At 73.1% G+C, this 13,463-nt stretch carries 12 protein-coding genes; 9 read left to right on the top strand and 3 right to left on the bottom strand.

Translation table 11 applies throughout. The features are described from left to right. From fmt to ribH, 9 genes are all read left to right on the top strand, one after another. A complete protein-coding gene (gene fmt, locus C6W10_RS32000; protein ID WP_107264446.1) occupies window positions 1-927 on the top strand; it encodes a methionyl-tRNA formyltransferase in 927 nt (308 codons plus the stop codon). Beyond that, window positions 924-2,513: an RsmB/NOP family class I SAM-dependent RNA methyltransferase gene (locus C6W10_RS31995; RefSeq protein WP_234361498.1), complete on the top strand. Its 1,590-nt coding sequence runs from the start codon at window positions 924-926 to the stop codon at window positions 2,511-2,513. Before fmt ends, C6W10_RS31995 begins: the two co-directional genes overlap by 4 nt. A gap of 91 nt (window positions 2,514-2,604) precedes the next feature. Continuing rightward, window positions 2,605-4,728 carry a xanthine dehydrogenase family protein molybdopterin-binding subunit gene (locus tag C6W10_RS31990; protein ID WP_199853778.1) on the top strand — a complete coding sequence of 708 codons (2,124 nt, stop codon included), beginning with the start codon at window positions 2,605-2,607 and terminating at the stop codon, window positions 4,726-4,728. 38 nt (window positions 4,729-4,766) lie between these two features. Next, complete coding sequence (gene rpe / locus C6W10_RS31985; RefSeq protein WP_107262799.1) at window positions 4,767-5,447, top strand: ribulose-phosphate 3-epimerase; 681 nt, start codon at window positions 4,767-4,769, stop codon at window positions 5,445-5,447. Beyond that, window positions 5,444-6,451 (top strand): response regulator, encoded by a 1,008-nt coding sequence (locus C6W10_RS31980; RefSeq protein ID WP_107262798.1) that lies wholly within the window; start codon window positions 5,444-5,446, stop codon window positions 6,449-6,451. Before rpe ends, C6W10_RS31980 begins: the two co-directional genes overlap by 4 nt. A 420-nt stretch (window positions 6,452-6,871) precedes the next feature. Next, a complete protein-coding gene (ribD, locus tag C6W10_RS31975) occupies window positions 6,872-7,933 on the top strand; it encodes a bifunctional diaminohydroxyphosphoribosylaminopyrimidine deaminase/5-amino-6-(5-phosphoribosylamino)uracil reductase RibD (RefSeq protein WP_107262797.1) in 1,062 nt (353 codons plus the stop codon). Between the two features lie 2 nt (window positions 7,934-7,935). Continuing rightward, the gene (locus C6W10_RS31970) at window positions 7,936-8,565 is read left to right on the top strand and encodes a riboflavin synthase (protein ID WP_107262796.1); all 630 of its coding nucleotides are present in this window, start codon (window positions 7,936-7,938) and stop codon (window positions 8,563-8,565) included. Further along, the gene (locus C6W10_RS31965; protein ID WP_107262795.1) at window positions 8,562-9,914 is read left to right on the top strand and encodes a bifunctional 3,4-dihydroxy-2-butanone-4-phosphate synthase/GTP cyclohydrolase II; all 1,353 of its coding nucleotides are present in this window, start codon (window positions 8,562-8,564) and stop codon (window positions 9,912-9,914) included. Before C6W10_RS31970 ends, C6W10_RS31965 begins: the two co-directional genes overlap by 4 nt. A 2-nt stretch (window positions 9,915-9,916) precedes the next feature. Next, window positions 9,917-10,396: a 6,7-dimethyl-8-ribityllumazine synthase gene (ribH, locus tag C6W10_RS31960; RefSeq protein WP_107262794.1), complete on the top strand. Its 480-nt coding sequence runs from the start codon at window positions 9,917-9,919 to the stop codon at window positions 10,394-10,396. A 460-nt stretch (window positions 10,397-10,856) separates the two neighbouring features. Here ribH and C6W10_RS31955 read toward each other — a convergent pair whose 3' ends face one another. The 3 genes from C6W10_RS31955 to C6W10_RS31945 are packed head-to-tail and all read right to left on the bottom strand — an operon-like array spanning window position 10,857 to window position 13,311. Beyond that, entirely contained in the window at window positions 10,857-11,615 is a 759-nt protein-coding gene (locus C6W10_RS31955) for an amino acid ABC transporter ATP-binding protein (RefSeq protein ID WP_107262793.1), read from the bottom strand. Continuing rightward, entirely contained in the window at window positions 11,612-12,451 is an 840-nt protein-coding gene (locus C6W10_RS31950) for an amino acid ABC transporter permease (protein WP_107264442.1), read from the bottom strand. The genes C6W10_RS31955 and C6W10_RS31950 overlap by 4 nt, the downstream gene beginning before the upstream one ends. 2 nt (window positions 12,452-12,453) lie before the next feature. Next, window positions 12,454-13,311 carry an ABC transporter substrate-binding protein gene (locus tag C6W10_RS31945; protein ID WP_107264443.1) on the bottom strand — a complete coding sequence of 286 codons (858 nt, stop codon included), beginning with the start codon at window positions 13,309-13,311 and terminating at the stop codon, window positions 12,454-12,456. Window positions 13,312-13,463 lie beyond the last annotated feature (152 nt).

The raw sequence follows: 13,463 nt of genomic DNA, 5'->3' as shown, positions 1-13,463 counted from the left end.
GTGCGCCTGATCTTCGCCGGTACGCCGGCCGTCGCCCTGCCCAGCCTGGACGCCATCGCCGCCTCCGGGCACGAACTGCTGGCCGTGGTGACCCGGCCGGACGCCCCGGCCGGTCGCGGCAGGGGACTTGCCCGGTCACCCGTGGGTGCCTGGGCCGACGAGCGTGGCATCGAGGTGCTGACCCCGGCCAGGCCCCGGGAGCCGGAGTTCCTCGACCGGCTGCGGCAACTCGCCCCCGACTGCGTACCGGTGGTCGCCTACGGCGCGCTGGTGCCACCGGAGGCGCTGGAGATCCCGGCGTACGGCTGGGTCAACCTGCACTTCTCGCTGCTGCCCGCCTGGCGCGGTGCCGCGCCGGTGCAACACGCGGTGCTGCACGGCGACCAGGTCACCGGCGCCAGCGTCTTCCAACTGGAGGCCGGGCTGGACACCGGGCCGGTCTTCGGCACCGTGACCGAGGAGATCCGGCCCTCCGACACCGCCGGTGACCTGCTGGAACGCCTCGCCGCCAGCGGCAGTGGCCTGCTGGTCGCCGTGCTGGACGCGATCGGGCAGGGGACCGCGCACGCGGTGCCGCAACCCGCCGACGGGGTCTCGCTGGCGCCGAAGCTGACCGTCGCCGACGGTGAGGTGCGCTGGTCGGAGCCGTCCTTCGCGGTGGACCGGCGGATCCGCGCCGCCACCCCGGCCCCCGGCGCCTGGACCCGGTTCCGGGGCGACCGGGTCAAGCTCGGCCCGGTGCGGCCGGTCGGCAACGCACCCGAGCTCAAGCCCGGCGAGTTGCTGGTCGAGCGCGGCCGGGTGCTGGCCGGCACCGCCAGCACGCCGGTGGAGTTGGGCGAGGTACGCGCGGCGGGCAAGCGCGCCATGCCGGCGCCGGACTGGGCCCGGGGCGTACGGGTCGCCGGTGGGGAGCACTTCGGGTGAGCGAAGGTACCGGACAGGTCGGCGGCACCGCACGGGCTGGAGCCGACCGGAGCCGCGACGACCGTGCACAGGGCGGCACCGACCGGCGGCGCGACGACCAGCGGCGCGACGACCCTCGGCGTGACGATCGGCGGCGGGACGCCCCACGGGGGCGTACCGGGCAGGGTGGCGCCGACCGGGGCAGCCGGGGAGCCGGCCAGCGGGACCGGGACGGGCGCCCGCCCCGGGCGGCGGTCGACCTGCCCCGGCAGGCGGCGTACGAGGCGATCGAGGCGGTGCACCGGGACGACGCGTACGCGAACCTTGTCCTGCCGGGGATCCTGCGCGACCGGCGGCTGCACGGCCGGGACGCGGCCTTCGCCACCGAGCTGACCTACGGCACGCTGCGGGTCCGGGGCACCCTGGACGCGATCCTCACCGCCGCCGCCGGCCGGGACGTCGCGCGGATCGACCCGCAACCCCGGGACGCGCTGCGGCTCGGCGCCTACCAGATCCTCTACACCCGGGTCCCGGCGCACGCCGCCGTCTCCTCCACGGTCGACCTGGTCCGTTCCGTCGCCCCGGGGGCGTCCGGGTTCGCCAACGCCGTGCTGCGGGAGATCGCCGGCAAGGACCTCGACACCTGGCTGGCCGAGCTCGCCCCGTCGGCCGAGAGCGACCCGATCGGGCACCTGGCCCTCACCTACAGCCATCCCGAGTGGATCGTGCGGGCCTTCTCCGAGGCGCTCGGCGGAGACCTGGGGGAGACCACCCGGCTGCTGATCGAGGACAACCAGCGGCCGCCGGTGCACCTCTGCGCCCGTCCGGGCCGGGCGGACGCGGTCGAGGTCGCCGACGAGGTGGGCGGCGCGCCGGGCGCCTTCTCGCCGTACGCCGTCTACCTGGCCGGGGGTGCCCCGGGCGAGCTGGCGGTGCTCGCCGACGGCCGGGCGCACGTCCAGGACGAGGGCTCCCAACTGGTCGCCGCCGCGCTCACCGCCGCCGAGGTCGAGGGCACCGACGAACGGTGGCTCGACCTCTGTGCCGGGCCGGGTGGCAAGTCCGGCCTGCTCGGCGCCATCGCCGCCCAGCGGGGCGCCTCGCTGACCGCCGTCGAGGTGGCCGAGCACCGGGCCCGGCTGGTCTCCCAGGCCGTACGCGGGCTGCCGGTGACCGTGCTCAACGTCGACGGGCGCACCGTCGGGCGGGACCCGGACCTGCCGGAGGACTCCTTCGACCGGGTACTCGTCGACGCGCCCTGCACCGGTCTCGGCTCGCTGCGGCGGCGTCCCGAGTCCCGCTGGCGCCGCCAGCCCTCCGACCTGCCGGCGCTGACCCGGTTGCAGCGGGAGCTACTCGGCGCCGCGCTCCGGGCGGTCCGGCCGGGCGGGGTGGTGGCGTACGTGACCTGCTCGCCGCACGTGGTGGAGACGCACGTCTCGGTCACCGAGGCGGCCCGGCGCTCCGGGGTACCGGTCGACTTCGTCGACGCCCGCCCGCTGCTGCCGGCCGGGATGCCCGGCCTCGGCGACGGCCCGACGGTGCAGCTCTGGCCGCACCGGCACGGCACCGACGCGATGTTCCTGGCGGTGCTGCGCCGGGGCTGAGCGGCACCGGCGCGGGTGGTGCCGGTCGGCATCCGGCCCGACTTCCACCGAAGCGGGTGGGTGGGGACACTTCCGCACATACATTGCAGGTGTGGACGGGAAGACACTGCCGGTCCGGGCCATCGGCACTCCGCTGGACAGGTTCGACGGGCCGGCGAAGGTCACCGGGACCGCCCGGTACGCCTTCGAGCACCCCGTCGACCGGCCGGCCTATCTGTTTCCGGTGCAGGCCACCGTCGCGGTCGGCCGGGTCGCCGCCGTGCAGACCGAGCCGGCGCTGGCCGAGCCGGGCGTGCTGGCCGTGCTGACGCACGAGAACGCGGCCCGGGTCGCCTCGTTCGACGACCCCGAGGTGCTGATCCTGCAAACGCCCGAGGTGGCGTACCGGGGGCAGTTCGTCGCCGGGGTGGTGGCGGAGACCTCCGAGGCCGCCCGCCGGGCCGCCGGCCTGGTCCGGGTGGACTACCAGGCCGGCCCGCACGACGTCGCGCTGCGGGGCGACCATCCGGACCGGTACGCCCCGGAGGTGCTCAACGGCGGGTTCGCCACCGACAGCGTGCTCGGCGACCCGGAAACGGCGCTGGCCGAGGCGGCGGTACGCCTGGACGCCACCTACACCACGGCCTGGTATCAGCACGCCCAGTTGGAGCCGCACTCCACCATCGCCCAGTGGGTCGACGACCGGCTCACCCTGCACGTCGGCAGCCAGGGGGTGCACGGGCTGCGCAAGTCGCTGGCGACGCTCTTCGGACTCGACCTGGAGCGGATCCGGGTGATCTCGCCACACGTCGGCGGCGCGTTCGGCGGCAAGCTGCACACCCATCCGGACGTGGTGCTCGCGGTGCTGGCCGCGTTCGCCGTACCCGGCCGTCCGGTGAAGCTCGCACTCACCCGGCAGCAGATGTTCTCCCAGGTCGGCTACCGCACCCCGTCGGTACAGCGGATCCGGCTCGGTGCCGGGCCGGACGGCCGGCTGGTCGCGATCGGCCACGAGGTGGTGCAGCAGACCGCGCGGCACAAGGAGTTCGCCGAGCAGACCGCCACACCGACCCGGGTGATGTACGCGGCGCCGCACCGCAGTACCACGCACCGGATGGTCCGGCTCGACGTGCCGGTACCGACGATCATGCGCGCCCCGGGCAAGACCCCCGGGATGTACGCGCTGGAGTCGGCGATGGACGAGATGGCGATCGCCTGCGGGCAGGATCCGGTCGAGTTCCGGATCGCCAACGAACCGCCGCGCGATCCCGAGCTGGACCGGCCGTTCTCCAGCCGCAACCTGGTGGCCTGCCTGCGCGAGGGCGCCCGCCGGTTCGGCTGGGCCGGCCGGGACCCGACTCCCGGGGTCCGGCGGGCCGCCGGTGGCTGGCTGGTCGGCACCGGGGTGGCCTCCTCGATGTACCCGGTCTACCAGCTCCCCGGCTCCTCGGCGACGATCCGGATGGAGCCGGACGGCCGGTACCTCGTCTCGATCGGCGCCGCCGACCTCGGCACCGGCACCTGGACCTCGCTGACCCAGATCGCGGCCGACGCGCTGGCCGTACCGGTCGACCGGGTCGTGCTGCGGATCGGCGACACGGACCTGCCGGCGGCGATGTCCGCCGGTGGCTCGTCCGGGATGACGTCGTGGGGCAGCACGGTGGTCGAGGCCGCCCGCCGGCTCCGGGCCCGGGTGGCGGCCGAGCACGCCGACCCACCGCCGCACGGCATCGAGGCCAGCGCCGACATGCCGGAGAACCCGGACCGGGAACGCTTCTCGATGTACGCCTTCGGCGCGCAGTTCGTCGAGGCCCGGGTGCACGAGGCGACCGGCGAGGTACGGGTGCCCCGGATGCTCGGCGTCTTCGCCGCCGGCCGGATCATCAACCCGAAGACGGGCCGCTCCCAACTGCTCGGCGGGATGACGATGGGACTGTCGATGGCGCTGCACGAGCAGTGCGTGGTCGATCCGCGCTTCGGTCACGTGGTCAACCACGACCTCGCCGAGTACCACATCGCGACCAACGCCGACGTCGGCTGCGTGGAGGTGCACACGCTGGTCGAGGAGGACCCGTACGTCAATCCGATGGGCTCGAAGGGCATCGGCGAGCTGGGCATCGTCGGTACCGCCGCGGCGATCGCCAACGCCGTGCACCACGCCACCGGGGTACGCGTACGCGACCTGCCGATCACCCCGGACCGGTTCTTCTCCGGTGCCGCCACGATCCGAGGGTGACGGGCGCGGGGTGTGCCCGGCATTCGTACACTGGCGCGGTGACCGTACCAGCGCCGATCGTCGCGCCCAGCATCCTCGCCGCAGACTTCGCCCGGCTCGCCGACGAGGTGCAGGCGGTGGAGTCCACGGCGGACTGGCTGCACGTCGATGTGATGGACAACCACTTCGTGCCGAACCTGACCATCGGGCTGCCGGTGGTGCAGAGCCTGCTGGCCGCGACCGCGCTGCCGTTCGACGTACACCTGATGATCGACGATCCGCGGCGCTGGGCGCCGAGCTACGCCGACGCCGGGGCGTACAACGTGACGTTCCACGCCGAGGCCTGTGACAACCCGGTCTCGCTGGCCAAGGACCTCCGCTCGGCGGGGGCGAAGGCCGGGCTGGCGATCGACCGGGACACTCCGATCGAACCGTACCTTGACCTGCTGCCCAGCTTCGATACATTGCTGATCATGACTATCAAGGCGGGTTTCGGGGGGCAGCGGTTCATCCCCGAACTGCTCGACAAGGTCCGGACCGCCCGCCGGCACGCCGACGCGGGCCACCTCGAACTGCGGATCGAGGTGGACGGCGGCATCGCGGCCGACACCATCGAGCAGGCGGCGGCGGCCGGCGCGGACGCCTTCGTCGCCGGCACCGCCGTCTACGGCGCGGCCGACCCGGCCGCGGCGGTGACCCAGCTACGGCGGCTCGCCGAGCGCGCCGTCGCCGCCCCGTGAGCGTCGACGGGGTCGCCGAGGAGCGGCCCGACCTGATCCTGGTGGTCGACGACGACGAGGACATCGTCCGGTTCGTCTCGTTCAACCTCAAGCTGCACGGCTTCGACGTGGTGCAGGCCGGCGACGGTCAGGAGGCGCTCGAGGTGATCGAGCGGCGCCGGCCCGACCTGGCCGTGGTCGACCTGCGGATGCCCCGGATCGACGGGCTGGAGCTGACCCGGCGGCTACGGGCCAACCCGATGACCTCGGCACTGCCGGTGATCATGCTCACCGCCAAGGGCCTGACCGTGGACAAGGTGCACGGGCTCACCGCCGGTGCCGACGACTACCTGGTCAAGCCCTTCGACACCGCCGAGTTGATCGCCCGGATCAGTTCCACGCTGCGCCGCAACAAGGAGTTCCGCGAGGTCTCCCCGCTGACCGGGCTGCCCGGCAACACCCGGGTCCGCCGGGAGATCGGCGACCGGGTACGCAGCGGCGTCGACTACGCGGTCGGCTACATCGACATCGACCGGTTCAAGAGCGTCAACGACCGGTACGGCTTCGTCCGCGGCGACGAGTTCATCAGCGCGCTGGCCCGCAGCCTGCACCGGGCGGTGGTCTCGGTCGGGCTGCCGCCGGCCTTCCTCGGGCACATCGGCGGCGACGACTTCGTGATCGTCTGCGCTCCCGAGCAGGTCCGGCCGCTGACCGAGCGGGCCGTGGTCGACTTCGAGAAGACCGCCGACGAGCTCTACGACCCGGAGGACGCCAAGCGCGGTTACGTCGAGCTGAAGGACCGGCGCGGCAACATCCAGCGGGCCCACCTGGTCACCCTCTCCATCGGGGTGTCGCTGTCGGTGCCGGAGCGCCGGTTCACCGACCCGCTGGAGGTGATCGCCGCCGCCTCCGAGATGAAGACGGTGGCCAAGAGCCAGCCCGGCTCGTACGTGGCGATGGACCGGCGGCGTACCCCGGGGGCACCGGCCGCCGACGCGGGGGAGCGGCGCCGCGGGGCGAAGTGACGGCGGTCACGTTGTTGTGAGGTGGGTCGCCTCACCGGTCCGACGGCCCCGGTTCCGTGTCACACTCGATCCGTACCCACCACGCGCTGGCGGGACTCGGTGTAATTCCGAACCGGCGGTGATCCGGGCGCAAGCCCGGTAAGCCCGCGACCCGGTCGGCCTCGGCCGCCCGGTGGACCTGGTGAGAACCCAGGGCCGACGGTTGGGGGCGGGCAGTTTCCGCGCCCAGACAGTCCGGATGGGAGACAGCGCGCGGGACGGATGGGTCCGCTGGCCGGTGCGTGTGCGCCGACCCGTGGTCCGCCGGGGTCGGCGCCTGCCGTCGCCCCCATGCTCCGCCGCCGCACGCCCGGCCACCGGCCGGTGCCCCTCCCGCTCCCGCCCGCGCGCTACGACGACGGGCGAGGGAGAGGGAACGGCATGGGGGGCGTCTCCGCCGACGAGGCGATGCGCCGGGCGATCGCGCTGGCGGCCCGCGGCCTTGGCACGACGAGTCCCAATCCCCTGGTCGGCTGCGTGCTGCTCGATCCGAACGGCGAGATCGTCGGCGAGGGCTTCCACGCGTACGCCGGTGGTCCGCACGCCGAGATCGTCGCGCTGGCCCAGGCCGGCGAGCGGGCCCGGGGCGGTACCGCCGTGGTGACCCTGGAACCCTGCGACCACACCGGGCGTACCGGGCCGTGCAGCGGGGCGCTGATCTCGGCCGGGGTCCGCCGGGTGGTGGTCGGGGTGCCCGATCCGAACCCGATCGCCACGGGCGGGATCGAGCGGCTGCGGGCGGCCGGGGTCGAGGTCGAGGTCGGGGTACGCGCCGCCGAGGCGGAGGCCGGCAACCTGGCCTGGCTGACCGCGGTACGCCGGAGGAGGCCGTACCTGATCTGGAAGTACGCGGCGACCCTGGACGGCCGGATCGCGGCGGCGGACGGCACCAGCATGTGGATCACGTCCGAGGCGGCCCGGATCGACGTGCACGCGCTGCGCGGCACCGTCGACGCAGTGATCGCCGGGGTCGGCACCGTGCTCGCCGACGACCCGAGACTGACCGCCCGGAACCTGCGCGACGGCACCCTCGCGATCCGGCAGCCGCTGCGGGTGGTGGTGGACAGCGCCGGTCGTACCCCGTCGGACGCCCGGGTCCGGGACGGCGCCGCACCGACCTGGGTGGCGACCGCCAAGGAGGTCGGCGCCGGGCCGGACGGCCACGTCGACCTGCCCCGGCTGCTCGCGGAGCTCTACCGGCGCGGCGTCCGGGCGGCGCTGCTGGAGGGCGGCCCGACCCTGGCCGGCGCGTTCCTCGCCGCCGGCCTGGTCGACAAGGTGGTCGGCTACCTGGCGCCGAAGCTGCTCGGCGCCGGCCCGGCCGCGCTCGGTGACGCGGGCGCGCGTTCCATCTCCGAGGTCATCGACCTGGAGTTCACCGATGTCACACCGGTCGGCCCCGATCTGCGGGTCACCGCGTTTCCCCGGAAGACGGAGGGCTGAGCATGTTCACCGGCATCGTGGAGGAGTTGGGCGAACTGGTCCGGCGGGACGACACCGGCGGCGACTCTGCGCTGGTCGCGATCCGCGGCCCGGTGGTCACCTCGGACGCCCGGCACGGCGACTCGATCTCCGTCAACGGGGTCTGTCTGACCGTGGTGACCCTCGACGGCGACACCTTCACCGCGGACGTGATGGGGGAGACGTTCCGGCGTACCGCGCTGGGGGCGCTGCGCCCGGGTGACCCGGTCAACCTGGAGCGGGCCGCCACCCTCGGCAGCCGGCTCGGCGGGCACCTGGTGCAGGGGCACGTCGACGGGGTCGCCGAGATCGTCGGGCGGGAGCCGGCCGAGCAGTGGGAGACGGTCACCTTCGCCCTCCCCGCCGACCTCGCCCGGTACGTGGTGGAGAAGGGCTCGATCACCGTCGACGGTGTCTCGCTGACCGTCGCCGCGCTGACCCCGCAGACCTTCTCGGTCGGGCTGATCCCGACCACACTGGCCGCCACCACGCTGGGCCGCAAGGGTGTCGGCGAGCCGGTCAACCTCGAGGTTGACGTCCTCGCCAAGTACGTCGAACGACTGCTGACGACCGGCGGGCGACTGCCGGTGGACGGACTGGAGGCCGTGGCATGAGCGAGCGTAGCGAGCGAATCAGCCAGTTCAGTGCGGATGAGCCCCATGACGGCCCGGAGCGCAGCGGAGAGGCCGGCACGAGCACCGAATTCGGCACCATCGAGGCGGCGCTGGCCCAGATCGCGGCCGGCCGGCCGGTCGTCGTGGTCGACGACGAGGACCGGGAGAACGAGGGCGATCTGATCTTCGCCGCCGACCGGGCCACCCCGGAACTGGTCGCGTTCATGGTCCGCTACACCTCCGGCTACATCTGCGCGCCGCTGACCGAGGAGGACTGCGACCGCCTCGAACTGCCGCCGATGTACCACACCAACCAGGACAAGCGAGGCACGGCGTACACGGTGACGGTCGACGCGCGGGAGGGGGTCAGCACCGGCATCTCCGCCGCCGACCGGGCGCACACCATCCGGCTGCTCGCCGACCCGTCCACCGACGCCACCGACCTGAGCCGGCCGGGGCACGTGGTGCCGCTACGGGCCAAGACCGGCGGGGTACTGCGCCGCCCCGGGCACACCGAGGCGGCCGTCGACCTCGCCCGGCTCGCCGGAGGACGCCCCGCCGGGGTGCTCTGCGAGCTGGTCAACGACGACGGCACCATGATGCGCCTGCCCGACCTGGAGAAGTTCGCCGCCGAGCACGGCCTCACGCTGATCACCATCGCGGACCTGATCGCCTACCGGCGGCGTACCGAGACGGACGTCGAGCAGGTGGTCGAGACCCGGCTCCCGTTGCCGTACGGGCCGTTCCGGGCGGTCGGCTACCGGGCCCGGCAGGACGGCGCGGAGCACATCGCACTGGTCTACGGCGACCTCGGCGACGGCCAGGACGTGCTGGTACGGGTGCACTCGGAGTGCCTCACCGGGGACGTCTTCGGCTCGCTGCGCTGCGACTGCGGCCCACAGCTCGACGCCGCACTGGCCCGGGTCGCCGCCGAGGGGCGGGGCGTCGTGCTCTACATGCGCGGCCACGAGGGGCGCGGGATCGGGCTGCTGCACAAGCTCCAGGCGTACCAGTTGCAGGACCTCGGCCGGGACACCGTCGACGCCAACCTGGACCTCGGACTGCCCGCCGACGCCCGGGACTACGGCACCGGCGCGCAGATCCTCTACGACCTCGGGGTCCGCTCGATGCGACTGCTGACGAACAACCCGGCCAAGCGGGCCGGACTGGAGGGGTACGGGCTGACCGTGGTGGGCCGGGAGGCGATGCCGGTCCGGGCCACCCCGGAGAACGTTCGCTACCTGCGTACCAAGCGGGACCGGATGGGGCACCTGCTGGACGAGTTGGAGGCTCCGGCCGACGCCGGGGAGCTGACGGAACTCGCGAAGATGACGGAAAGGTTGGCGTGACGATGGCGGGGTTCGGAGAGCCGGGACTGTCGACGGTGGAGGCGTCCGGGCTGACCGTTGGGGTGGTGGCCGCGCGTTGGCACGGTGAACTCACCGACCACATGGTCGACCGGGCGGTGACCGCGGCGAAGGCCTGCGGGGTGGACGACGTGGTCGTGGTCCGGGTGGCCGGTTCGGTCGAGCTGCCGGTGGTGGCCCAGGCGCTGGCCCGGCGCTACGACGCCGTGGTCGCGCTCGGCGTGGTGATCCGGGGCGCCACCGCGCACTTCGACTACGTCTGCCAGTCGGTGACCGAGGGGCTGACCCGGGTCGCGCTGGACAGCGGCAAGCCGGTGGCGCACGGCGTGCTGACGGTGAACGACCTGGAGCAGGCCCGGGACCGGGCCGGGCTGCCCGGCTCGGCCGAGGACAAGGGCTGGGCGGCCACCACGGCGGCGCTGGAGGCTGCTGTGGCGATCCGGGAGATCGCCGCCCGCCCGTAGCCCAACGCGCCCGCCCGTAGCCCAGCGCCCGCCCGCTGGCCGGGGCGGTGGCGCGGCGTGGCCCGCGTCGGACAGCGGCGTGCAAGCCAGGGGACAGTACCCCGATCACGAGACTGTCGAGCTGGGTGCACAGACGGGGCACCGCCGTCGGTCGCTTCTGGGTTATGGCGGCGGCGTGCTCCACCGGCGGCCTGTCCCAGCGGCGGCGGCCTGTCCCAGCGGCGGCGGCCTGCCGCGTGGGCGCGCAGACGGGGCAGCTCGACAGTCTGCTGATGGGGTGGTGCGGCGGTGGTTGTGGTGGGGCGGGTGGCCGAGTGGGGCAGCTCGACAGTCTGCTGGTGGGGTGGTGTGGCCGTGGTTGTGGTGGGGGCGGGTGCACAAGTGGGGCAGCTCGACAGCTCCCGGACCGAGGACCTCAGGCGTCGGCCGTCGACCGTGGTCTGTGGTCTGTGGTCTGTGGTCAGCCGACCTGGAGCCGGCCCGCCTCGATGATCCGGCGGAGGAACTGCCGGGTACGGGGCTGGGTCGGCTCGCCGAGCACCTGCTCCGGCGGCCCTTCCTCGATCACCCGTCCGCCGTCGAGGAAGCAGACCCGGTCGGCGACCTCGCGGGCGAAGCTCATCTCGTGGGTGGCCAGTACCATGGTCATGCCGTCCGCCTTCAGGTCCCGGATCATCGTGAGCACCTCGCCGACGAGTTCCGGGTCCAGCGCCGAGGTCACCTCGTCGAGCAGCAGGAGCCGGGGCGAGTTGACCAGCGCCCGGACGATCGCCACCCGCTGCTGCTGGCCGCCGGAGAGCCGGTCCGGATAGTCGGCCGCCTTTCCGGCCAGCCCGACCCGGGCGAGCAGCTCCCGGGCCTGCGCCTCGGCCTCGGCGCGGTTGCGCCGGTGCACCCGGACCGGCGCCAGCGTGATGTTGTCCAGCACCCGCAGGTGCGGGAAGAGGTTGTACGCCTGGAAGACGATTCCGATCCGTCGGCGTACCAGGTCGGGGTCGACGCGCGGGTCGGTGACGTGTTCGCCGTCCAGGTGGATCGTGCCGTCCTCGATCTCCTCCAGCAGGTTCACGCAGCGCAGCAGCGTCGACTTGCCGGAGCCGGAGGCGCCGATCAACGCCACCACCTCGTGCTCGGCCACCTCCAGGTCGAGGCCGTCGAGTACGACGTGTCCGCCGAAGACCTTGCGCAGCCCTCGGCAGCTCAACACGGGTGTGCTCATCGGGCGGCCTGCCGGCGGGCGGCGCGCAGGGTCACCCAGTCGGTGACCGCGATCAGTGGTACGGCGAGCAGCACGAAGAGCACCCCCGCGACAATGTACGGGGTGAAGTTGAAACTCTCGGCGGTGGCGATCTGTGCGGCCCGTACCGCGTCGATCGGGCCGGCCAGCGAGACCAGCCCGACGTCTTTCTGCAGCGCGACCACGTCGTTGAGCAGCGGCGGGGCGACCCGGCGGACCGCCTGCGGCAGCACCACGTGCCGCATCGTCTGCCGGTAGGTGAGCCCGAGCGACCGGGCGGCGGCGAGTTGGCTCGGATGGATCGACTCGATGCCGGCCCGGAACACCTCGGCGAGGTAGCCGCCGTAGGTCAGCACCAGGGCGATCCCGCCGAGCACCAGTACCGGCGGCATCCCCTGCAAGCGCAGCCCCGGAACGCCGAGGGTGAGCACGTAGATCACGATGATCAGCGGCAGCCCGCGGAACGTGTAGGTGTAGCCGGCGGCCAGCGCCCGGACCGGGAAGAAGACCGGCCCGCGCAGGGTACGCAGTACCGCGACCAGCAGGCCGAGGGCGAGCGCACCGAGCGCGCAGAAGAAGAGCAGCCGGACGTTGAGCCAGAGTCCGGTGAGGATCTCCGGCAGGGCGGCCCGGCCGATGCGTTGGTCGAGGAAGGACTCGCGTACCCGCTCCCAGCCGGGGGACCCGGTCACCGCGACGACCAGCAGGGTGCCGAGTACTCCGGTCGAGGCGGCGGCGACCAGCACCGAGCGGACCGTCTGCCGTTTCCGGTAGGCGGTCCGCTGGCGGGCGATCGGTGACGGGTGGTGGTCGGTCAGCGTCACGTGATGTCGGCTACGCCGGCCACCTCGGAGAGCCAGGTCCGCTCCAGGTTGCCGAGCGTGCCGTTGGCGCGCAGCGCGTCGACCGCGCCGCTCACGCAGCCGGTCAGCGGCGAGTCCTTGTCGAGCAGCAGGCCGAAGGCCTCCGGGAGCCCGACCTGCGGCAACTGCCCGACGATGGTGGCGTCCTTGACCTCGGCCGAGGTGATGTAGAAGGCGGTGGGCAGGTCCACCACGATGCCGTCGAGCTGGCCGTTCTGTAGCGCCTTCTTCGCGTCGTCGTTGGTGTTGTAGACCTGCGGCTTGACCGTCGGCTTGATCACGTCGGTGATCGCCTGGTAGCTGGTGCTGCCCACCTGCGCGCCGAGCTTGGCCCCCTGGAGGTCGGCCAGCCGGGTCTTCCCGGTGATCCTGGAGCCCTTCCCGGCGACGACCGCCTGCCGGACCAGGTAGTACGGCGAGGTGAAGTCGACCGCCTGCTTGCGCTCGTCGGTGATCGAGAACTGGTTGATGTCGAAGTCGAACTCCTTCGGCCCCGGCGCGATGGCGGTGTCGAACTTGACCCGTACCCACTGCACGTCGATCCGGGCGAAGCCGAGCTGCTTCGCGACCTCGTAGGCGACCGCCGACTCGAAGCCCTTGCCGTTTCCCGGCAGGTTGTCGGCGAACCAGGGCTCGTACGCCGGATCGTCGGTCGCGACGGTCAACTTGCCCGGGGTACGCGTCTTCAGCTCGGCCTTGGTGCAGGCGGCCTGCGCCGGATTGGGTGCGGGTTGGTTCTGGGGCGCGCAGCCGACGAGGGCCGCGAGAACAAGAGTGGCGGTCGTGAGCGCGACCGGCAGAGATCGGCGAGCCATGGCCGACAGCATAGGCACACGTCGACGAAGATCCATAGACAATCTCATCGATCAAGTGGGTATATCGGCCTGTCACCGGCCTGTCGAGTGGTGTCGGACCACCGCGACGGGTAAACCGGAACGGGGGGTCGCGCGTCATGCAGCCGTGACGA

The sequence above is a fragment of the Plantactinospora sp. BB1 genome (assembly GCF_003030385.1).
GTDB lineage: Bacteria > Actinomycetota > Actinomycetes > Mycobacteriales > Micromonosporaceae > Plantactinospora.
Note: the sequence above shows the minus strand (reverse complement) of the source record. Positions and strands in the feature narration are given on the sequence as shown.